The organism is Micromonospora sp. CA-111912, assembly GCF_050948415.1.
In the GTDB taxonomy this organism is placed as follows: Bacteria; Actinomycetota; Actinomycetes; order Mycobacteriales; family Micromonosporaceae; genus Micromonospora.
Genome location: NZ_CP192007.1, coordinates 6,223,603 through 6,244,679, shown reverse-complemented (window position 1 = coordinate 6,244,679; position 21,077 = coordinate 6,223,603). Strand labels below are relative to the sequence as shown.

The 21,077-nt window shown below is 71.3% G+C and carries 20 protein-coding genes; 9 read left to right on the top strand and 11 right to left on the bottom strand.

Annotated elements, in window-relative coordinates:
* Positions 1-65 precede the first annotated feature (65 nt).
* Positions 66-509 carry a hypothetical protein gene (locus ACQPZO_RS26245; RefSeq protein WP_433344604.1) on the top strand — a complete coding sequence of 148 codons (444 nt, stop codon included), beginning with the start codon at positions 66-68 and terminating at the stop codon, positions 507-509.
* A gap of 301 nt (positions 510-810) precedes the next feature.
* Here ACQPZO_RS26245 and ACQPZO_RS26240 read toward each other — a convergent pair whose 3' ends face one another.
* The 3 genes from ACQPZO_RS26240 to ACQPZO_RS26230 form a co-directional block, all read right to left on the bottom strand.
* Positions 811-1,173 carry a PH domain-containing protein gene (locus tag ACQPZO_RS26240; RefSeq protein WP_387015306.1) on the bottom strand — a complete coding sequence of 121 codons (363 nt, stop codon included), beginning with the start codon at positions 1,171-1,173 and terminating at the stop codon, positions 811-813.
* A 139-nt stretch (positions 1,174-1,312) separates the two neighbouring features.
* Positions 1,313-1,642, bottom strand: a complete 330-nt coding sequence (locus ACQPZO_RS26235) for a hypothetical protein (RefSeq protein WP_433344603.1) — start codon at positions 1,640-1,642, stop codon at positions 1,313-1,315.
* Positions 1,643-1,760: 118 nt separating this feature from the next.
* Positions 1,761-2,069 (bottom strand): 4a-hydroxytetrahydrobiopterin dehydratase, encoded by a 309-nt coding sequence (locus ACQPZO_RS26230; RefSeq protein ID WP_433344602.1) that lies wholly within the window; start codon positions 2,067-2,069, stop codon positions 1,761-1,763.
* Positions 2,070-2,252: 183 nt separating this feature from the next.
* Between ACQPZO_RS26230 and ACQPZO_RS26225 the strand changes: the two genes are divergently transcribed.
* Positions 2,253-2,693: a (deoxy)nucleoside triphosphate pyrophosphohydrolase gene (locus ACQPZO_RS26225; RefSeq protein ID WP_433344601.1), complete on the top strand. Its 441-nt coding sequence runs from the start codon at positions 2,253-2,255 to the stop codon at positions 2,691-2,693.
* 79 nt (positions 2,694-2,772) lie between these two features.
* Here ACQPZO_RS26225 and ACQPZO_RS26220 read toward each other — a convergent pair whose 3' ends face one another.
* The 6 genes from ACQPZO_RS26220 to ACQPZO_RS26195 all read right to left on the bottom strand — a co-directional run bounded on the left by ACQPZO_RS26220 (position 2,773) and on the right by ACQPZO_RS26195 (position 10,406).
* Positions 2,773-3,837: a succinate dehydrogenase/fumarate reductase iron-sulfur subunit gene (locus ACQPZO_RS26220; RefSeq protein ID WP_433344600.1), complete on the bottom strand. Its 1,065-nt coding sequence runs from the start codon at positions 3,835-3,837 to the stop codon at positions 2,773-2,775.
* Positions 3,837-5,768 carry a fumarate reductase/succinate dehydrogenase flavoprotein subunit gene (locus ACQPZO_RS26215; RefSeq protein WP_433344599.1) on the bottom strand — a complete coding sequence of 644 codons (1,932 nt, stop codon included), beginning with the start codon at positions 5,766-5,768 and terminating at the stop codon, positions 3,837-3,839. Before ACQPZO_RS26215 ends, ACQPZO_RS26220 begins: the two co-directional genes overlap by 1 nt.
* Before the next feature lie 10 nt (positions 5,769-5,778).
* Positions 5,779-6,585, bottom strand: a complete 807-nt coding sequence (locus ACQPZO_RS26210) for a hypothetical protein (RefSeq protein WP_433344598.1) — start codon at positions 6,583-6,585, stop codon at positions 5,779-5,781.
* A gap of 286 nt (positions 6,586-6,871) precedes the next feature.
* Complete coding sequence (locus ACQPZO_RS26205; protein ID WP_433344597.1) at positions 6,872-8,392, bottom strand: TldD/PmbA family protein; 1,521 nt, start codon at positions 8,390-8,392, stop codon at positions 6,872-6,874.
* Positions 8,389-9,825, bottom strand: coding sequence for a TldD/PmbA family protein (locus ACQPZO_RS26200; protein WP_433344596.1), 1,437 nt, complete (start codon positions 9,823-9,825; stop codon positions 8,389-8,391). Before ACQPZO_RS26200 ends, ACQPZO_RS26205 begins: the two co-directional genes overlap by 4 nt.
* Positions 9,826-9,857: 32 nt before the next feature.
* Positions 9,858-10,406 (bottom strand): Uma2 family endonuclease, encoded by a 549-nt coding sequence (locus ACQPZO_RS26195; RefSeq protein ID WP_433344595.1) that lies wholly within the window; start codon positions 10,404-10,406, stop codon positions 9,858-9,860.
* Positions 10,407-10,682: 276 nt separating this feature from the next.
* Here ACQPZO_RS26195 and ACQPZO_RS26190 point away from each other — a divergent pair, with 276 nt between their 5' ends.
* The 5 genes from ACQPZO_RS26190 to ACQPZO_RS26170 all read left to right on the top strand — a co-directional run bounded on the left by ACQPZO_RS26190 (position 10,683) and on the right by ACQPZO_RS26170 (position 16,670).
* A complete protein-coding gene (locus ACQPZO_RS26190) occupies positions 10,683-11,735 on the top strand; it encodes an ABC transporter ATP-binding protein (RefSeq protein ID WP_396670742.1) in 1,053 nt (350 codons plus the stop codon).
* 56 nt (positions 11,736-11,791) lie between these two features.
* Positions 11,792-12,793, top strand: coding sequence for an ABC transporter ATP-binding protein (locus ACQPZO_RS26185; protein WP_433351267.1), 1,002 nt, complete (start codon positions 11,792-11,794; stop codon positions 12,791-12,793).
* A complete protein-coding gene (locus tag ACQPZO_RS26180) occupies positions 12,790-13,797 on the top strand; it encodes an ABC transporter permease (RefSeq protein WP_433344594.1) in 1,008 nt (335 codons plus the stop codon). The genes ACQPZO_RS26185 and ACQPZO_RS26180 overlap by 4 nt, the downstream gene beginning before the upstream one ends.
* A gap of 9 nt (positions 13,798-13,806) precedes the next feature.
* Complete coding sequence (locus tag ACQPZO_RS26175) at positions 13,807-14,793, top strand: ABC transporter permease (protein WP_433344593.1); 987 nt, start codon at positions 13,807-13,809, stop codon at positions 14,791-14,793.
* A 134-nt stretch (positions 14,794-14,927) separates the two neighbouring features.
* Positions 14,928-16,670, top strand: coding sequence for an ABC transporter substrate-binding protein (locus ACQPZO_RS26170; RefSeq protein ID WP_433344592.1), 1,743 nt, complete (start codon positions 14,928-14,930; stop codon positions 16,668-16,670).
* Positions 16,671-16,820: 150 nt separating this feature from the next.
* Here the strand turns inward: ACQPZO_RS26170 and ACQPZO_RS26165 are convergent, their stop codons facing one another.
* Together ACQPZO_RS26165 and ACQPZO_RS26160 are read right to left on the bottom strand one after the other, a co-directional pair.
* Positions 16,821-17,135, bottom strand: a complete 315-nt coding sequence (locus tag ACQPZO_RS26165; protein WP_433344591.1) for a hypothetical protein — start codon at positions 17,133-17,135, stop codon at positions 16,821-16,823.
* A 250-nt stretch (positions 17,136-17,385) separates the two neighbouring features.
* On the bottom strand, positions 17,386-19,530 hold the full coding sequence (locus ACQPZO_RS26160; RefSeq protein ID WP_433344590.1) for a prolyl oligopeptidase family serine peptidase: 2,145 nt from the start codon (positions 19,528-19,530) through the stop codon (positions 17,386-17,388).
* 87 nt (positions 19,531-19,617) lie between these two features.
* Between ACQPZO_RS26160 and mshB the strand changes: the two genes are divergently transcribed.
* Positions 19,618-20,547: an N-acetyl-1-D-myo-inositol-2-amino-2-deoxy-alpha-D-glucopyranoside deacetylase gene (gene mshB, locus ACQPZO_RS26155; RefSeq protein ID WP_433344589.1), complete on the top strand. Its 930-nt coding sequence runs from the start codon at positions 19,618-19,620 to the stop codon at positions 20,545-20,547.
* Positions 20,548-20,564: 17 nt separating this feature from the next.
* Entirely contained in the window at positions 20,565-21,005 is a 441-nt protein-coding gene (locus tag ACQPZO_RS26150) for a hypothetical protein (RefSeq protein ID WP_433344588.1), read from the top strand.
* The last annotated feature ends 72 nt before the right edge of the window (positions 21,006-21,077 follow it).

Sequence of the window (21,077 nt, the reverse complement as noted above, 5' to 3'; positions counted from 1 at the left end):
TAGCGGAGGGGAATGGCGGGGCGTAGTGTCATCGACACCTGTCGCAGCCGAGGTTAGGACGCGCGATGCCAGTTCCGCAGCGGACGGGCAAGATTCGACGGGCCCTCTGCCGGTTCAGGCTGCACATCCCGTCCGAGTTCACCGACTCCGACGACCCGTGCCGCTGCGAGCGGCGGTGCCGGCACTGCGGGCAGTTCTTCTCCGCCAAGGTCATCCACACGTACGGCCGGGGCCGTAGGACGACGGATCCCTGCGAGCGGGTTGCCGACTGCGTCCGGTGCGGGCACGAGTCGAGGTGGCGCCAGCACAACCGGACTCGTTCCGTGCTGGTGGCCGACCTGCCCGCACCTCAGCGACGGTTTCATTCTCCCGAGCCCTGCGACTACGCCCAGGTCTGCGAGGTCTGTGACGAGGTCACCCAGGTCCGGACCGAGCACGACTGGGACCGGGATGAGTGGGGCGGCAGGTGTCGTGTGTGCCGGGAACTACGCCTCACCGACGAGGCCTAGCGCGACCGTCGACAGGCATCGCGTTCAGGCTTGTTCCCTGCGCGGGTGGGCGCCGGCGAACCCCTGACGGGGCCTGGGTCCGTATGAGTGCACACGAGCCCCACGATCGCGCTGGATCGGGAAACAAAATCGTGCTCGATCAGGGAAAGCGTGGCCTCGTTGCGGGGAGGAGGCCACCCTTTCCGGGATCGAGCACGATCTTGTACGCCTGGCCGACGCCGGCGGTTCCCGGGAGGCGCACGCGCTTGCCTGCCGCCGAAGACGTGGCCGTGCGTCTCCCGTTGGGCCTAGGGCGACATCGTCAGGAGATGTAGTGCAGGATCACGTTGTGCACGTGGTGGCTCTTCTCCGCGCCCCGGAACTCGACCTCGTACGTGTGGGTGCCGACGTGGATCGCGATCGCGCCGGTGGAGAAGAACGACCCGCCCCACGACTTGTTGCTCACCACGCTCACGCTGGTGATCTTCGAGTACGGGATACTGGTGATCGCGTACCGCTTGCCGACAAAGGACCGGTCCTGGATGATCACGCGCCGGTCGGTGAGGCCGATGAACCCGGTGCCGGTGCCCACGGCGTCGTAGACGGAGATGATCTGCTCACCGTCGAGGAGGCCGCTCTGGATCTGCTGGAACTGCTCCTTGCGGTCGTACGTCGCGTTGGCCATGCGTCCCACGGTAGGTCGGCCGCGCCAACGCCCAGCCGGTCGGACCCGGTCGAGGCGGCACAGCATGGTGGGGCCCTGGACGCGACGGAGCCCCGCCGGGCATCGTCGATGCGTCGGCGGGGCTCCGTCGCGAATGCGCTTACCGGTTGGTGCGCGGGTCGTTGTCGTGGGTGCGGCTGCCGGACTTCGCCAGGCCACGGCTGACCAGGTAACCGATGGTCAGCAGGGTGATGTACCACCAGGCCTTGTCGGCCGCGAAGTAGTCCGCGCCGTTGTTGGCCGCGCCGTCACCGACGGTCTGCGAGGCGATCAGCACGCCGATGACCGCCAGCAGGTAGACGGCCAGCTCGGTGGTCTTCCACGACGGCTTTGTCTCGTCGCCGTGCCGGGCCACGTGGTGGACGTCGTGGCCCGGGTGGCGGTCGGCGTGGTCTGTCACGTGCTTGGTGCTGGTGGTCGGCGCAGTCATGTCAGCTCCCGAATAAATGCGATTCGTCAGGTTGAACCTTTGCGGGAAAGTTGTCTCGTCCCGCACCGATTCAGTACCCCTGCACCCTTCGGGCAAAACAAAGATTCTCAGGAAGCTCTCAGACGCTGGTGACGGCCCGGTACACGTCCTCGATGCGGGCCGCCAGCAAGACCTCGCCCTCGGTGAGCGGCTCGTCGTCGCCGTGCCCGACCCGGATCTGGGTCCGGTCGTCCCGGCGGGTGATCTCGGGGCGCAGGTGCAGGGCGTCGGCGACCACCTTGACCCGCTCGGTGAGCGCGGCGTGCTGGGCGTCGTCCATCACCAGCGTGCGCCGGAGTTCCTCACCCTCCCGGGTCCATCCGGTCAACAGAGTCAGTGCGTCGCTTAGGTAGTCGTGCTTCGTCCGTCCCCTGAACAGCACGCGCATCACCGCACCTCCCAGGCGTCGTTGCCGGCTTGTGGCCAAATCGTCGCCGTCCCGTGTCTATGCCGGTGGCTCAAGTCTGTCGTCCGACCGAGGGTGTGTCCACGCCCACACTTCCTACTTCTACTGGCCTGGCGGACGGTCACGGTACCCAAACCGCCGATTGATCTGGCACCCTGGACGCCCGTGCAGACCGAACGGGCCAGCGAGAGCGGACAGACCGAACGACAGGAACCAAAGGTGATCGTCGGCGCGGCGATCATCGCGGACGGGCGGGTGCTCGCCTGCGCCCGGTCCGCCCCGCCCGAGGTCGCCGGAATGTGGGAGTTCCCGGGCGGCAAGGTGGAGCCGGGGGAGAGCGAGACCGCCGCGCTGGTCCGCGAGTGCGCCGAGGAACTGGCCGTACGCGTGGCGGTAGGCGACCGGGTGGGCCGCAACGTGCGGATGGCCCACGGCCGCTCCGTGCTCAAGGTGTACGCCGCCAGCCTGCTGCACGGCGACCAGCCGCAGGCGCTGGAACACTCCGCCCTGCGCTGGCTGGCCGCCCACGAGCTCGACTCGGTCACCTGGCTCCCCGCCGACGCCCCGATCGTCGCCGCCCTGCGCCCGATGCTCACCGCCGACTGACCGGCGGAAGCGGGCGTACGGGCGAAATGCGGACGGGGGCCGCCGGCGTGTGCCGTGGCCCCCGTCCGCGTCGCCGTGCTCAGTGCTTGTCCTGCTCCGGGTGGGCGAAGTTCAGGTGCTCCGGGGGCAGTGGGAACGTCACGTCGTCGCCGAACGGCGACGGCGCGGCGGCCCGGTCGAAGGTGAGCTCCGTCAGCGGGAGCCTGCCGTTGTCGTCCACGGCCGGGGCGGTCGGCCTCGGCACCTCGCGGTGCCAGTTGACGCCGGCCTGGGCCTGGGCCTCGGCTGCCGGGTCGTGCGAGTCGCCCGCGTGGGAGTGCACCCCGCCTTGCGTGGCGTGGGAGTGCACCGCGTCGCCGTGCTTCGCGCTGGTCACGAAGGTCTGAGGCACCTGACCCCTCCGAAAGATCTTGTTACCGAGCCACACAAGGGGATCGTACCTGCGGTCGACGACCCGCTCCTTCATGGGGATGATCCCGTTGTCCGTGATCTTGATGTGCTCGGGGCAGACCTCGGTGCAGCACTTGGTGATGTTGCAGAAGCCGAGCCCCTGCTCCGCCTGCGTGTACTCCCTGCGGTCGGTCCGCGCGTCGAGCGGGTGCATGTCCAGCTCGGCGGCCCGGATGAAGTACCGGGGGCCGGCGAAGGCGTGCTTGTTCTCGTCGTGGTCCCGGATCACGTGGCAGGTGTTCTGGCACAGGAAGCACTCGATGCACTTGCGGAACTCCTGCGAGCGCTCGACGTCCACCTGCTGCATCCGGTAGTCGCCCGGGGCGACCCCGGCCGGCGGTGCGAACGCCGGGGTCTCCCGAGCCTTCTCGTAGTTGAACGAGACGTCGGTGACCAGGTCCCGGATGATCGGGAAGGTGCGCAGCGGAGTGACCGTGACGGTCTCGGTCTCCTCGAAGGTCGACATCCGGGTCATGCAGCCCAGCTTGGGCATCCCGTTGATCTCCATGGAGCAGGAGCCGCACTTGCCGGCCTTGCAGTTCCACCGGCAGGCCAGGTCCGGCGCGTCGGTGGCCTGGAGCCGGTGGATGATGTCGAGGACCACCTCGCCCTCGTTGACCTCGACCTGGTAGTCCTGCAGGTCGCCGCCGCTCTCGTCGCCGCGCCAGACCCTGAAGTGACGCTTGGTGCCCATCAGTTCCCCGCCTCCTCGGCGTCGGCGTCCGAGACGAGGGCGTCGAAGTCTGCCAGCTCCTCGTCGGTCAGGTATTTGGCCAGTTCCGCGCGGTCGAAGAGGCCGATCAGCTCCGACCGCATCTTCGGCAGCGGCTTGTGGGTCAGCCGCACGGCGTCGCCGTTCAACGAGCAGACCAGGTTCACCCGCCGCCACATCGGGTCCATCGCCGGGAAGTCCTCCCGGGTGTGCCCGCCGCGCGACTCCTGCCGCTCCAGCGCCGCCTTCGCGGTGCACTCCGAGACCACCAGCATGTTGCGCAGGTCCAGCGCCAGGTGCCAGCCCGGGTTGTACCGCCGGCCGCCCACCGCGCTGACCTTCGCCACCCGCTCGCGCAGCTCGGCCAGCCGCCCCAGCGCGTCGGCCAGCTCGCCCTCACGCCGGATGATGCCGACCAGGTCGCCCATCACCGCCTGGAGGTCCTGCTGGAGGTGGTAGGGGCTCTCCCCGGTGTCGCGCTGCAACGGCGCGAGCGCCGTCTCCACCGCGGCCTCCACCGCGCTGATCGCCACCTTCGGGCGCGCGGTGAGCTGATCGGTGTACGACGCGGCGTGGCCGCCCGCCCGCTTGCCGAAGACCAGCAGGTCGGACAACGAGTTGCCGCCGAGGCGGTTCGACCCGTGCATGCCGCCGGAGACCTCACCCGCGGCGAACAGCCCGCGCACGCTGCCGAACGCGGCTCCGGAGTCCGGGTCCACCTCGACGCCGCCCATCACGTAGTGACAGGTCGGGCCGACCTCCATCGGCTCCTTGGTGATGTCGACGTCAGCCAGCTCCTTGAACTGGTGGTACATCGACGGCAGGCGACGGCGGATCTCCTCGGCCGAGCGCCGGGAGGCGATGTCCAGGTAGACGCCGCCGGCCGGCGTACCCCGACCGGCCTTGACCTCGCTGTTGATCGCCCGGGCGACCTCGTCGCGGGGCAGCAGCTCCGGCGGGCGCCGGTTGTTGTCCGGGTCGGTGTACCAGCGGTCCGCCTCCTCCTCGGTCTCCGCGTACTGCTTGCGGAAGACGTCGGGGACGTAGTCGAACATGAACCGCTTGCCGTCGGAGTTCTTCAGCACGCCGCCGTCGCCGCGCACCGACTCGGTGACCAGGATGCCCTTCACCGAGGGCGGCCAGACCATGCCGGTCGGGTGGAACTGGAGGAACTCCATGTTGATCAGCGTCGCCCCGGCGCGCAGCGCCAACGCGTGCCCGTCCCCGGTGTACTCCCAGGAGTTCGAGGTGACCTTGTACGACCGGCCGACGCCGCCGGTGGCCAGCACCACCGCCGGAGCCTCGAACAGGATGAACTCGCCGGACTCCCGGTAGTAGCCGAACGCCCCGGCGACCTTCTCGCCGTCGAGCAGCAGCTCGGTGATGGTGGTCTCGTCGAACACCTTGATCCGGGCGTCGTACGAGCCCAGTTCCGCCTTGTCCTCCTGCTGGAGGGAGACGATCTTCTGCTGGAGGGTGCGGATCAGCTCCAGGCCGGTCCGGTCGCCGACGTGCGCCAGTCGCGGGTACTCGTGGCCGCCGAAGTTGCGCTGGGAGATCTTCCCGTCCTTGGTGCGGTCGAAGAGCGCCCCGTACGTCTCCAGCTCCCAGATCCGCTGCGGCGACTCCTTCGCGTGCAGCTCGGCCATCCGGAAGTTGTTGAGGAACTTGCCGCCGCGCATGGTGTCGCGGAAGTGCACCTGCCAGTTGTCCCGGCTGTTCACGTTGCCCATGGCGGCGGCGGCGCCGCCCTCGGCCATCACCGTGTGCGCCTTGCCGAACAGCGACTTGGAGATGATCGCGGTCTTCTTGCCGGCGAGCCGGGCCTCGATCGCCGCGCGCAGGCCGGCGCCACCGGCCCCGATCACGACGACGTCGTAGTGGTGTCGTTCGATGCGATTCGTGGTGGTCATGTCAGGCCCTCTAGTTGATGAACCGCAGGTCGTTGATCCAGTTGGACGCGACCGCCATGACGTAGAAGTCGGTCAGCGCCAGGGTGCCGAGGGTGATCCAGGCGAGCTGCATGTGCTTGGCGTTCAGCGTGGAGATGAACGTCCAGGCCTTGTACCGCACCGGGTGCTTGGAGAAGTGCTTGAGCCGCCCGCCGATGATGTGCCGGCAGGAGTGGCAGGAGATCGTGTACGCCCACAGCATGATCACGTTGACCAGCAGGACGATGTTGCCCAGCCCGAAGCCGAAGCCCTTGGGCGAGTGGAAGGCCAGGATCGCGTCCCAGGTGTTGATCAGCGAGATGACCGCGGCGGCGTAGAAGAAGTAGCGGTGCAGGTTCTGGCCGAGCAGCGGGAACCGGGTCTCGCCGGAGTAGGTCTTGTGCCCGTCCGGGACCGCGCAGGCCGGCGGCGACAGCCAGAACGACCGGTAGTACGCCTTGCGGTAGTAGTAGCAGGTGAGCCGGAACAGCAGCAGGAACGGCAGCGTCAGCGCGGCGTCCGGGATGATCCACCAGTCGGGCAGGAAGCGCCCGAAGTGCGCGGCCCCCTCGACACACCGCTCCGTGACGCAGGGGGAGTAGAACGGGGTCAGGTAGTGGTACTGCTCCACCCAGTACCTGTCGTGCATGAAGACCCGGACCGTCGCGTACGCGATCCAGGCGCTGAGCCCGACGACGGTGATCAGCGGAGCCAACCACCAGCGGTCCGTCCGCAACGTCTTCGCCGCTATGGCGGCGCGTGCTCGCGCGCCCCGCGGCCTCGTTGCCGTTGATGTCATTCGAGTCGTCTCCCTGACGGGGCCCTGACGGGCGGCATCATGTTCCGGCCGGCACGCGGACCGGCGAACCTCGTACCCGCTGCCACGTCACGCGCAAGCCAACGACCGCACCGGTGTGCCGGCGCAGCTAAGTGACACACGTTACGCCGATCTCCGCTGGCCGTCCGCGCAAGGGAGTGTCCCGGGTGTCCGGTCCCCCGAAAAGCCCTCGCAACACGTTCGATTTCCGGGTATCGAGAACCTCCCCGCGCAGGCCGGCCGGGGACTGACCGGTCGCGGCGTGGGCTCAGCCGGAGGCGCCGCCGGTGAAGTTCCAGGCGGCCAGCCGCAGGGCCGGGGCGTCCCACCAGACGCCGTCGACCCGGTCCGGCTGCCGGACCGGGCGGCGGCCGATCCCGAGCACCGCGCCGGGCCTCAGCGCCCTTGGGTACGACTCGGTGAAGCGGAAGTCCCGTACCGCCCGGACCGGCACACCGCCCTCCACCAGCCAGACCCCGTTGCGGGTCAGCCCGGTGATCACCAGGCTCTTGGTGTCCAGCACCCGGGTGTACCAGAGGTCGCTGACCAGCAGTCCACGTTCCATCCCGGCGACCAGGGCGGCGGTCTCGGCGTCGAGCACCGGCCCGCCCGGCGTCTCCGCCCCGCCCAGCGCCCCGCCCACCGGCCCGCCCGGCGTCTCCGGCCCACCGCCAGCCGCAGTGACACCCGCCACAGGGGTGCCCGTTTCCCGGGTGGCCCCGGCGGCGGCCACCCCTGCGGCGCCGGTGAGCCGCAGGTTGCCGGGGGTCGGGCCGAAGGTGGTCGCCCCCGGCTCCGCGTGCCCGGTGGAGCCCGCGCCGGCCTGCGCGCCGCTGCGCCGGTCGTGCGCCACGGCGACCGTGGTGCCCGCGTCCACCAGGGTCAGTGCCCGTCGGCCGGTGCCCTCGGCGTCGAACGGCAGCCCGGAGCCGCCGAGCGGGTCGTCGACGAGCGTCACCGCCGGATCGAACTGGGCGATGCCCGGCTCGGCGAACGACTGCCGCTCGGCGAACCGCTTGCCGTTGAAGCCCCACATGGCGAAGTTGTGCAGCAGGTCGGCCACGGCGGCCGGCTCCAGCACCACCTCGTACGGGCCCGGCGGCAGCTCGACCGGGTCCACGGCGGCGCGGGCCTTCGTGGCGGCCCGGAGCCCCAGCGCCGCCCCGTCGAGGTCGGCGAGCCGGTCCGCGCAGAGCCGGGCCACCCCGTCCGCCGCGCCGGCCCGGGCGATGCCGTCCATCGCCGCCTCGGCCGCGCTGCCCTGCGCCGAGTGGCCGGCCGAGTTGGCGAACGCCGCCGCCCGGTACGCGGTGCGGCAGTAACCGGCGGCCTCCAGCCCGCCGACGGCGGCCACGAACGCGCGCACCCGCTCGGCCCGCTCGTCGGGCTCGGCGAACGCGGTGGCCTCGTCCCATGCCGGGACGGCCGGCACCGACATCGGTGGGGCCAGCCCCGGCCAGGCCGGGTCGGGCGGGCAGAGTCGGGCCGCGGTCAGGGTCCGCTCGACCAGGGCGGCCAGCCCGTCCGGGGTGACCACGCTGCCGCTGCCGGCGGCCGTACGCCCGTCGGCGTGCAGCCGCAGCCGCACCTCGACGCCCGACTCGGCCACGTTCTGGTGGATGAAGGAGTTGGCGAACCGGGTCAGCGCCAGCTCGGACCGGGTGACCACCACCTCGGCCTCGGCCCCCGGCCCGCCCAGCCGGCGGACCAGGTCGACCACCCGGCCGGCGAGGTCGAGCGCGTGCCGCTCGGCGTCGTGGTTCGTGCGACCACCGCTGCGCTCACTCATGCGCGGACCCCCACTCGGACGTTGCGGAATCGGGCCGGCGCGGCCGGGTGGCCGGTGTGGCCGGTCTGGCCGGGCTGGCCCTTGCCGCAGTTCGGCGTGCCCCACGCGACGGTCTCCGAGGAGAGCATGTCCATCGAGCGCCAGAACAGCGGCCCGATGCCGGTGTAGGTGGGATTGCGCAGCATCCGGCCCCGCCGGCCCCGCTTCACCTCCCAGCCGATCTCGCAGCCGAACTGGAAGTTGAGCCGCTTGTCGTCGATGGACCAGGAGCGGTTGACGTCCATCAGGACGCCGTCGTCGGTGGCCGCGACGATCTCGTCGAGGGTGTGCGGGCCGGGCTCCAGGCCCACATTGGTCATCCGCACCATCGGCAGCCGGGCCCAGCCGTCGGCCCGTACGCTGCCGCCGTGGTCCAGGCCGGCGACGGCGGCCGAGTCCCGGCCGGCGAGCACCCCGACCCACCGGCCCTCGCGCACCGCGTCCCGCCGCACCGCCGGGGAGCCCTCGTCGTCGAAGCCGAAGCTGCCCAGCGCGCCGGGGATGGTCGGGTCGATGGTGACGTTCATCAGCTCGGAGCCGTAGCGCAGCGAGCCGAGCTGGGCCAGGTCCAGCCAGGACGTGCCGGCGAAGGCGGCCTCCCAGCCGAGGATGCGGTCCAGCTCGATGGCGTGCCCGACCGACTCGTGGATCTGCAACGCGAGCTGCTCGCCGCCGAGGATCAGGTCGGTCTCGCCGGCCGGGCACCGCGGGGCGGTGAGCAGCGCCCGGCTCTCCTCGGCGATCCGGGCGGCGTGCGCGGCCAGGTCGAGCGAGGTGACCAGCTCCCAACCGGTGGTGCCGTACTGGCCCCGGTAGCTCGGGTACGACCGGCGCTGGGTCTCGCCGTCGCCGATCGAGGTGGCCGAGATGCCACCGCCGCACTCTCGGATGTGCTGGTCGATGCGGTGGCCCTCGCTGGAGACGAACCACTTCGTGGTGTCCCAGACCTGGTAGAGCCCCTCGGCCACGTCCGCGCCGTGGGCGGCCATCGTGGCGGTCGCGCCGACCAGCAGGTCGCCCTTGTCGGACAGGGCCACCCCGAGCGGGTCCACCTCGCACTGCGAGGACCAGCTCGCGACGGTCGGCTCGGCCGGCACCAGGTCGATCGGCGGGCCGGGGACCCGCGCGCTCGCGGCGGCGATCCGCGCGGCCCGCCGGCCGGAGTCGCGGGCCGCCGCGTCGGACAGGTCGGGCACGGCGTGGAATCCCCAGCTCGACCCGACCAGCGCCCGGACGCCCAGCCCGAGGCTCTCGTCCTGGGTCAGCTCCTCGACGTCGCCGTTGCGGGCCGACATCGACTCGTACCGACGGTGCATCACCCGGGCGTCGGCGTACCGGGCCCCCGCGTCCAGGGCGGCCTGTACGGCCGCGGACGCCGCGTCGAATCCGGTCATGGCCCGACCCTAGGTGACGGGACCGACATCCGTCAGGGGACGAGATCCTCCGGCCGGACCGTCGCCACGACGGGCTCGGTCAGCTCCAGCACCTCGCCCCGTTTGACCGCCGAGTGCTCCACGTAGTGGGCGTGTCGACGGTGGTACAGGCGCAGCGCGCCGGTGTCCTGCTCGATCAGCAGGTACCAGTCGATGCCGGCGGCGGCGTAGTAGTGCATTTTGAGCACCTTGTCGGTGGCCGCGTTGCTCGGCGAGATGATCTCGCAGACCAGCCGGACCTCGTGCGCCTCCACGTTGGGATCGTCGAGGTCGACCGGGTTCGTGACGACGAGATCGGGAATGGGGACCCGTCCGGGCCTGAGCCGGACGTTCACCGCCTCCAGCAGTTCCAGCCCGACGGCCTCGGCGGCCGGTTCGAGGATGTTGCCCAGCTTGCGTGAGATTCGCTGGTGCCGGGGGGTGGGGGCTGGGGTCACGTGAAGGCTCCCGTCGAACAGTTCGACCCGTTGGGACGTCTCGCCGAGGGCGAGGTACTCCTCCTCGGTCCACGGGCCGTCGTGGTCGAACACCGCCGCGGTCATGGTCACCTCCACCTCGATCCGGCGCGGATCGTCTCCCGGTTGCCGCCACCATGGTCGCACCCGAGGTGCGACCGGGGGTGCGCGTAGTGTCGATGTCCTGGTGGGGGGTACCGGAGGTAGATGCCGAGTCGTTACGCTGACCCCCGCTGACAGCTCCCGTTTTGTAGCTTATTTTCAGCCTCAGTGATCTGTTGTAGGTTCTCTTCGTCACTGAGGGAGGCGGTCGTGGACAAGCCAGCACCGGCGCCGTCCGGGCAACCGGGCGACCGTCCCGGCGTGCCGGAGCAGCGCGGAGACGGCCCGTACCTGAGGGTGAGCGACCTGCGGGTGCGGTTCGCCACCTCCGACGGCACGGTCCGCGCGGTGGACGGGGTCTCCTTCGCCGTCGAGCGCGGGCGCACCCTCGGCATCGTCGGCGAGTCCGGCTCGGGCAAGAGCGTCACCTCGCTGGCGATCCTCGGCCTGCACGATCCGAAGCGCGCCACCATCACCGGTGGGATCTCCGTCGGCGGCCGGCAGCTCATCGGCCTGCCGGAGGAGGACGTGCGCCAACTGCGCGGCCGGGACATGGCGATGATCTTCCAGGACCCGCTGTCCGCGCTGCACCCGTACTACACCGTGGGGAAGCAGATCGCCGAGGCGTACCGGGTGCACCATCCGGGGGCCGGCAGGCGGGAGGCCCGGCGGCGGGCCGTGGACATGCTCGGCCGGGTCGGCATCCCGCAACCGGCGAAGCGGTACGACCAGTACCCGCACGAGTTTTCCGGCGGCATGAGGCAGCGGGCGATGATCGCCATGGCCCTGGTCAACGACCCGGACCTGCTGATCGCCGACGAGCCGACCACCGCGCTCGACGTCACCGTGCAGGCGCAGATCCTCGACCTGCTCGCCGACCTCCAGGCCGAGTTCCACTCCGCGATCATCCTGATCACCCACGACCTCGGCGTGGTCAGCCAGGTCGCCGACGAGGTGCTGGTGATGTACGGCGGACGGGCCGTCGAGCACGGCGCCGTGGAGCAGGTGCTCCGGCGCCCGCAGCACCCGTACACCTGGGGTCTGCTCTCCAGCGTGCCGTCGCTGCACGGCGACTCGGACGCGGACCTGGTCCCCATCCCGGGCAACCCGCCCAGCCTGGTCAACCTCCCGTCGGGCTGCGCCTTCCACCCCCGCTGCCGGTACGCCGACCGCAACGGCGACCGCTCCCGCACCGAGGTCCCGACGCTGGGCCCGGCCGGCGAGGCAGGTCACCTGGTCGCCTGCCACCTGTCCGCGCGGGAGCGCACCCAGCTGTACCGCGAGGACGTCGCACATGTGGGGGTGGCACGGTGAGCGCGAGGAACGTAGCGGAGCGGAGTCCCGCAGTCGCGAGCGAAGGTGGCTCAGCGATTGAGCCGTTGCTGCGGGTCAGCGGGCTGACCAAGCACTTCCCGGTGCGCGACGGGTTCCGGAGCACCGGCCTGGTCCAGGCGGTCGACGGCCTGGACTTCGAGGTGCGCCCCGGCGAGACGCTGGGCCTGGTGGGGGAGTCCGGCTGCGGCAAGACCACCACCGGCCGGATGCTGGTGCGGCTGCTGGAGCCGACCGCCGGGAAGATCGAGTTCGCCGGGCGGGACATCACCCACGCCGGGCGGCGCGAGCTGCGCCCGCTGCGGCAGGACCTCCAGATCATCTTCCAGGACCCGTACGCCTCGCTGAACCCCCGGCACACCGTGGGCCGGATCGTGGCGATGCCGTTGCAGGTCAACGGGATCAACCCGCCGGGCGGGGTGCGTAAGCGGGTCCAGGAGCTGCTGGAGCTGGTCGGGCTCAATCCCGAGCACTACAACCGCTACCCGCACGAGTTCTCCGGTGGGCAGCGGCAGCGCATCGGCATCGCCCGGGCGCTGGCCCTGCGACCGAAGCTGATCGTCGCCGACGAGCCGGTCTCCGCCCTGGACGTCTCGATCCAGGCGCAGGTGGTCAACCTGCTGCGGGACCTGCAACGGGACCTCGGGCTGGCGTTCGTCTTCATCGCCCACGACCTGGCCGTGGTGCGGCACTTCTGCCAGCGGGTCGCCGTGATGTACCTGGGCCGGATCGTCGAGATCGGCGACCGGGCGGACATCTACGAGCGCCCGCAGCACCCGTACACCCGGGCCCTGCTGTCGGCGATCCCGGACGTGACGACGCTCGGGCCGGGCGGCCGGATCCGGCTGACCGGCGACGTGCCGACCCCGCTGAACCCGCCGTCGGGCTGCCGGTTCCGCACCCGCTGCTGGAAGGCGCAGGACGTCTGCGCCACCGAGGAGCCGGCCCTGAAGCCCCGGGACGGCGGCGCCCAGTCGACGGCCTGCCACTTCCCGGAGTCCGAGCGGGCCGGCGTGAGTGGTGCGGAGGTGACGAGGTGAGCCTGTCCCCGGTCGAGGGTGTGGCGCTGGCGGAGATCGAGTCCACCGGCGACGGCGACGCGCCGAAGGCGAAGGGCTTCGTCGGCCGATCGCCCGGCCAGCTCGCCTGGGCCCGGCTGCGGCGGGACCGCACGGCCATGATCAGTGCCGCGATGCTGATCTTCTTCGTGTTGCTCGCATTCGCCGTGCCGCTGATCGAGGCGCTGTACGGGGTGGGCCCGCGCGAGCAGTTCCAGGACCGGCTCGACGGCTTCGGCATGCCGCTGGGCTACGCCGGGGGCATCACCGGTGAGCACTGGTTCGGGCTGGAGCCGGGCCTGGGCCGGGACATCTTCATCCGGATGGTGCACGGCCTGCGGACGTCGCTGTTCATCGCGTTCTCCGCCGCCGTGATCACCGCCGCGTTCGGCATCCTGTTGGGCACCCTCGCCGGCTACCTGGGCGGCTGGATCGACGCGGTGATCAACTGGGTCACCGACCTGACGCTGGCCATGCCGTTCCTGATCATCGCGCTGGCCCTGACCCCGACCATCGCCCTGCGCTTCTACGGCCAGCGCGAGGCGGTGCCGCCCGCGTTCCAGATCGGCGTGCTGATCGCCATCTTCGCCCTGTTCGGCTGGACCAGCACCGCCCGGCTGGTCCGGGGGCAGGTCATCGCGCTGCGCGAGCGGGAGTTCGTGGAGGCGGCCCGGGCCAGCGGGGCCGGGCTGGGACACATGCTCTTCCGCCAGCTCCTGCCGAACATCTGGGCGCCGATCCTGGTGTCGTTCTCCCTCGCGGTGCCCTCGTACATCACCAGCGAGGCGGCGCTGTCGTTCATCGGCGTCGGCCTCACCGACGAGACGCCGAGCTTCGGCCGGATGATCTACCGCAGCCTGGACTACCTCCAGACCGACGCGGCGTACGTCTTCTTTCCCGGCATCACGATCTTCGCGCTGGTGCTCGCCTTCAACCTCTTCGGGGACGCGCTGCGCGACGCGCTCGACCCGAAGTCGTCCCGGTAGGGGTTTACCATGGCGCGATTCCTGGTCAAGCGGCTGCTCTCCGCCGTGGTCACGCTGTTCGCGGTGAGCGTGCTCAGCTTCCTGATGTTCTTCGCCCTGCCCCGGGACCCGGTCACCGGCATGTGCCCGAAGAACTGCAACCCGGAGCGACTGGAGCGGGTCCGTCAGGAGCTGGGCCTGCGCGATCCGTTGATCAGCCAGTACGCCGGTTACATGAAGGGCATCGTGACCGGTCGGGACCTGGGCAGCGCCCAGGGCGGCCGGTGCGACGCCCCCTGCCTGGGCTGGTCGTACGTGAACAACGAGGCGGTCAGCGACACCATCGCCCGGGTGCTGCCGGTGACCCTGAGCATCGTGATCCCGGCGGCGATCCTCTGGCTGCTGCTCGGCGTCGGCCTCGGCATGGTCTCGGCGCTGCGCCGGGGCACCTGGCTGGACCGGGTGGCCATCGGCTTCTCGCTGACCGGCGCGTCGTTGCAGCTCTACTTCGTCGGCGCGCTGCTGCTGCTGGTCTTCGTCTACAACCTGCGGTGGCTGCCGGTGCCGAGCTACACATCGTTGTTCGAGAGTCCAGTGAAGTGGGCCAGCGGGCTGGTGCTCGCCTGGGTCGCGCTGGCCTTCCTCTACTCCGCCATCTACGCGAGGCTGTCCCGGGCGCAGATGCTGGAGACGCTCTCCGAGGACTACGTCCGCACCGCGCGGGCCAAGGGCCTGACCAAACCCAAGGTGTACGGGCGGCACGCGCTGCGCGCGGCGATCACCCCGGTGGTGACCATCGCGGGGCTGGACGTCGGTGGGGCGCTGGGCGGGACCGTGATCACCGAGACCACCTTCGGCATCCAGGGGCTGGGGCGTACCGCGGTGAACGCGGTCAGCGACGGCGACCTGCCCACCATCATGGCCACCGTGCTCATCGCCGCGGTCTTCGTGGTGCTGGCCAACGTCCTGGTGGACCTGCTCTACGCCGTGATCGACCCCCGGGTGCGGCTGCGCTGACCCGCCGACGGGCGGCTTCCCCGACCGGCGACGGAATTTATCGAAAACCGTTACACAATTCGAAGTTTTTCTTCTTTACGATCCTCGGGACGTCGGCGTTTCCGCCCGGCGGCACCGGGTGGAGGGGATAGCAGATGAGACCACGCGCAGCGGTCGCCGCAGGCGGCGCCATCGCACTGGTGGTGACGTTGGGGGCGTGCTCGGAGAACACGGGCGAGGGCACCACGGTGGACACCACCCGGCAGCAGAGCGGGGTCATCGCCACCGACCCGAAGGACTCGAAGGGCCCGGCGGCCGAGGTGAGCGGGGCGCAGAAGGGTGGCACCTTCACCATCATCCGGGAGACCCCGATCTCCCACCTGGACCCGCAGCGGACGTACTCGTTCGCGGGCCTGATGGCCAACCCGCTCTTCGCCCGCTACCTGACCACCTGGAAGGACGACGGCAAGGGTGGCCTGGTCCTGGTCGGCGACCTGGCCGAGACCCCGGGCACCAACGTCAACTCCGACTGCAAGGTCTGGGAGTTCAAGATCAAGGACGGGGTGAAGTTCGAGGACGGCACCCCGATCACCTCCAAGGAGATCGCGTACGGCATCGCCCGGTCCTTCGACCCGGACCTCGCCGGCGGCCCGACCTACGTGCAGGAGTGGCTGGCCGACAGCCCGGAGTTCGACACGAAGTGGGACTTCAAGAAGAACAAGACCTCGCTGCCGCCGGGGCTGACCGCCCCGGACGCGAAGACCCTGCGCTTCGAGTTCGCCAAGGCCCGCTGCGACCTGCCGTTCGCGGTGTCGCTGCCGACCAGCGCGCCGCTGAAGGCCGACAAGGACACCGGGGTCAACCTGGACCAGCGGCCGTTCTCCTCCGGCCCGTACAAGGTCGCCAAGAACCAGGCCGGCGTGCAGCTCACCCTGGACCGCAACCCCCACTGGGACGCCAACACCGACCCGGTGCGCCACCAGTACCCGGACCAGTTCGTCTGGAGCTTCGGCCCCACCGCCGACGCCGCGAACAACCGGGTGATCGCCGACAACGGCGCCGACCAGAGCGCGGTCGCCTTCAACTACGTGCCGTCCTCGCTGGTCGCCAAGGTGGCCCAGGACGCGGCGCTGAAGTCGCGGACGATCATCTCCCCGACGCCGAGCGCCAACCAGCTCGTGATCAACAATCAGCGGGTCAAGGACCTGAAGATCCGCCAGGCGCTGAACTACGCCATCGACCGGGAGGGCCTGATCAAGGCGGTCGGCGGGCAGAGCGCGGCCCAGCCGATGACCACGCTGATGCCGTCGTCCACCATCGGCTTCAAGGCGTTCGACGCGTACCCGGCCGGGGCCAACGGCAACGTCGAAAAGGTCAAGGAACTGCTGGGCGGCCAGACCCCGGAGCTGGTCCTCGGGGTGGCCGACAACACGGGCGAGCAGAAGATCGCGATCCAGCTCAAGGGCAACCTGGAGCGGGCCGGCTTCAAGATCACCGTCCGGAACATCCCGGACGACGCGAAGCTCGACGAGATCAAGAAGAAGGACAACCCCTGGGACCTGTACATCGGTAACTGGGCGGCGGACTGGCCCAGCGGCGCGTCGATCCTGCCGGTGCTCTACGACGGCCGGACCATCAAGGCCTCGGGCAACAGCAACCAGTCGTACCTGAACGACCCGGCGATCAACGCCGAGTTCGACCGGATCCTCGCCCTGGAGCCGGCCAAGCAGGGGCCGGAGTGGGCCAAGCTCGACGAGCGGATCATGAAGGAGCAGGCCCCGGTGGTGCCGCTCTACGTCGACGTGGCCTTCCTCGTGCACGGCTCGAAGGCCGGCGGGGTCTTCGTCTCCAGCGTCTTCGGGTACCCGTCCTTCGTGAACGCGCACGTCAAGCCGTGACGCCTCCGCGGGCCCCAGCCCGCGGTTAGAGAAGGAGCCCCTCTCCACAACGGCGTGGAGAGGGGCTCCTTCTGGTCGCGCGGCCCCCTGTCTGTCCGGGCCCCGCCGTCCGTCGCCCAGGTCGCCCGCGATCTGCCGGCTCGCCGACGTTCAATCGACTCGCAAGGCCAGCAGGGCGCTCTTGAGCTCGTGTTCGATGTACTGACGGGGGCCTCGGTCGGCGACCATGAGCAAGTAGGTGTCCTGCCGGGTCGGGACCCCCGGCACGGAGAACCGGAACTGGCAGGTGCCATCGGTGAGCGCGCGGGCGTCGGTCAGCTTCCCACCAGCGAACGAGTCGCCGGTCGTGATGATCACCGGTGCGCCGTCCTTGATGCCGGCGTGGTCGCCCGTGCCGGCGCAGCCGCCGTGGTCGTCCCTGATGAAGGACGCGCCGTCGCCCAGCAACACCGCGCCGGAGACCACGAACGTCTCCGTTGGCGGTCGGCCCGCTGCAGCAGGAGTGCGGGGCTTACTGCTGTTCAGGAACATGCTGACGGCGAGTGCGAGCCCGGCGGCAGCGCCGGCCCACATCCAGACCGGACGCCGTGCGGTCGGCGCTGGATGCAACGGCTGCATGTCGTCTCTCCGGTGGAGGTCGGGGCGGCGGGGTGACAGGGAAGTGTGATCGAAGATTGTTCATCACCACAAGTTCTCGGGCCCGTGGCCGCGCCGTTCATGCCAGGTGGGTGCGGAGGAAGTCCAACTCCAGGCGGAGCAGGCGCTCCGACAGGCCGCCCGCGGCCAGGTGGGTGGCCCCGGTCAGCGGCAGCACCGAGTGCGGCCGGCCCGCGCCCAGCAGCGCCGCCGACAGCCGCAGCGTGTGCGCGGGCACCACGTTGTCGTCGACCAGGCCGTGCAGCAGCAGCATCGGCCGGGCCGGCTCGCCGGACACCGGCCGCTCGGCGGCCAGTTCCAGCAGCGAGTGGTGCGCGTAGATGTCCACCCCGTCCTCCGGCATCCCCAGGTAGCGCTCGCTGTACGCGGTGTCGTACAGCGCCCAGTCGGTGACCGGGGCGCCGACGATCCCACACCGGAACAGCTCCGGGTGCCGCAGCACCGCCAACCCGGCCAGCCAGCCGCCGAACGACCAGCCCCGCACGCCGACCCGTCCCAGGTCCAGGTCGGGGTGCTTGCCGGCGAGCGCGGTCAGCGCGTCGATCTGGTCGGTCAGCACCACGTCGGCCACCCGCCGGTGCACCGCCTTCTCGAAGGACGGGGCCACCCCGGGGGTGCCCCGGTTGTCGACCGTCACCACCGCGAAGCCGGAGTCGGCCCACCACTGCCGCTCCAGCCAGGCCGACCGGGCCGCCACCACTTCCTGGTGCCCCGGGCCGCCGTAGACATCCAGCAGCACCGGCAGCCGGGTGCCCTTGACGTGGTCGGTCGGGTAGAGCACCGCGCTCGGCAGCCGCCGGTCGGTCACCCGGACCATCGTCGGCCGGGGCGCGTACGGCGGGGTCGCGGCCAACGAGCGCAGCTGCGCCACCTCCCGGTCGCCGCGCCACACCGACCAGGTGGTCCCCGGCTGGTCCAGCGAGGCGGTGCCGACCACCAGCGTGTCCCCGCCCACCGCGCCGGTGTGCCAGCCGGGGGTGCCGCTCATCCGACGGGCGTCCACCCCGCCGCCGATCAGCGTCCGGACCCGGTACAGGTGCCGCTGGCTCGGCTCCCCATCACTCGCCTCGACCAGCAGATCGGCCGGGCCGTTGCCGGCGGGGAGCCGGCCCACCACCCGGCGCACGTACAGCGAGGGTGGGGTGAGCAGGGTGCCGTCGGCGAACAGGCAGCGGGCGTCGTACCCGTCGTGGGCCAGCTCGCCGCCGACCAGCACCCGGCCGTCCGGCAGGTGCGCCGGGGTGCCGGGGATCGGCTCCACCCAGCGGGGATCGGCCAGCTCCGCGTGCACCTGGGTCTCCCCGGTGCGCGGGTCCACCGCGAGCACCAGGCCGTGCTGCTGGGAGCGGCGCAGCACCGTGATCAGCGGGTTGCCGTCGGCCCAGTCGACCGACGTCAGGTACGGGTAGGTCTCCCGGTCCCAGTGCACGTCGACCCAGCCGCCGTCGAGGTCGAGCAGGTGCAGGCTGACCTCGGCGTTCGGCCCGCCGGCCTGCGGGTACGCGATGCTGGTCGGGGGGCTCGCCGGGTCGGCCGGGTCGTGCAGGTGCCAGCGGGGCAGCCGGGACTCGTCGACCCGGGCGGCCAGCACGGCACGCCCGTCCGGCGCCCACCAGTAGCCCCGGAACCGGTGGAACTCCTCGGCCGCCACGTGCTCGGCCAGCCCCCAGGTGACCCCGGCGTCCTCGCCGGCCAGCAGGGTGTCGGTGCCGTCGGGCGACACCACCCGCAGCTCGCCCCGGCGTACCCCGTCGGCGGCGTCGGTGACGTATGCCAGGCGTTCGCCGGTCGGGTCCGGCCGCGGGTCGATGACCGGGCCGGCGACGGCCACCTCGACCACGTCCCCGTGCACCAGGTCGGCCCGGAACAGCCGGCCGGCCAGCGCGAACACCGCCACCCGGCCGGCCCCGTCCAGGGCGTACGAGCCGATGCCGGCGGCGCTGAGCCGCAGCCGCTCGCGCAGCGCCCGCTCCCCGGGGGAGAGGGCCGACGGGTCGACGCCGGCGCCGAGCAGCCTCGCCGGGTCGGCGACCAGCCGCTCCTCGCCGCTGGCCGGATCGAGTAGCCAGAGCGCGTCGGCGGGATCCTCCGGACCGGCCGAGCGCAGGAAGATCACCCGGGCGCCGTCGTCGGCCACCGAGACGGCACGCGGTGCCCCGTGAGAGAACCGGCGGGTACGGGCGGCCAGCTCCGGAAAGTCCACACGTCGGATCGTAGAGCGGGGCCGGCGATGATGTGGCCGACCTGCACGGACGCGTCGGGAACGGCGGGGAATCCACCGCCGGTTAGAGTGACCGTCGTGACGACGCTGCCCGACCACCGCCTCCTGCTGGTCCACGCGCACCCCGACGACGAGTCCATCGGCACCGGCTCGACGATGGCCCACTACGCAGCCACCGGCGCCCACGTCACGCTGGTGACCTGCACCCTCGGCGAGGAGGGCGAGATCCACGTGCCGGAGCTGGCCCAGCTCGCCGCCGCCGAGGCCGACCAGCTCGGCGGGTTCCGGATCGGTGAGCTGGCCGCCGCCTGCGCCGCGCTCGGCGTCGCCGATCACCGCTTCCTCGGCGGCGCGGGTCGCTACCGCGACTCCGGGATGATGGGCCTGGCCACCAACGAGCACCCCCGGGCGTTCTGGCAGGCCGACCTCGACACCGCCGCCGGGTACCTGGTGGAGATCATGCGGGAGATCCGCCCGCAGGTGCTGATCACGTACGACCCGAACGGCTTCTACGGCCACCCCGACCACATTCAGGCGCACCGGGTGGCGATGCGGGCGGTGGAGCTGGCCGCCGCGGAGGGGATCGCCCCGGCCAAGGTCTACTGGACGGCCATGCCGCGCAGCGTGCTGGAGGCCGGCCTGAGCCACTTCACCGAGTCGTCGGACAACCCCTTCGACGGCATCGAGAACATCGAGGACCTGCCCTTCGGCACCCCCGATCCGGAGATCGCGGCCCGGATCGACGCCACCGAGCAGCACGCCGCCAAGGAGGCGGCGATGCGGGCGCACGCCACCCAGATCCCGGACACCTCCTGGCTCTACTCGATCGCCGGCAACTTCGGCGCCGAGTTCATGGGGGTCGAGTACTTCACCCTGGCGGTGGGGGAGAAAGGGCCGGGTGCCGGCCCGTACGGCTGGGAGGACGACCTCTTCGCCGGGCTCGGCCCCGACGACGGCGGGTCCGGCCGCGCCCCGGTCTCGGCGGCCGGCGTCCGGTGACCCTGCCCGCCGCGCCGATGTCGGTCCTCCCGCCGCAGGCCCCCACCCCGCCCCCGCCGCGCCGGGCGCGGCGGCTGCTCGACGTCGCCCTGCGGGTCGTCGGCGGCCTGGTGGCCGTGGTCGGTGCGGTGGCGACCGGCCTGCTGGAGCTGATGCTGTCGACCGTCCGGGTCGGCGGGCAGCTGATCGGGGTGTCCGTGCTGGTGGCCATCGTCGCCAACATCGCGCTGGGCTGGTTCGCGTACGCGGCGGTCGGCCGCCGGTGGGCGGTGGTCCTGCCGGCGACGCCGTGGTTCGTGCTGATGGGCGCGGCGGCCGTCCGGACCAGCGAGGGGGACCTGCTGCTCGCCGGGGACAACTGGGTCGGGCTCGCGATGATCGTGGTGGGGGCGATGACCTTCGCGGTGATGGGGTTCCGGCAGGTCCTGGCTCCGCCGCCGGTCCGCCGGGACGGTTGATGACAGCGCTCAGCTTCCGGTGGTAGATATTCCTGCCAGGAGGCCCGCCGTCGCGGCGGGCGGTGCGGCGAG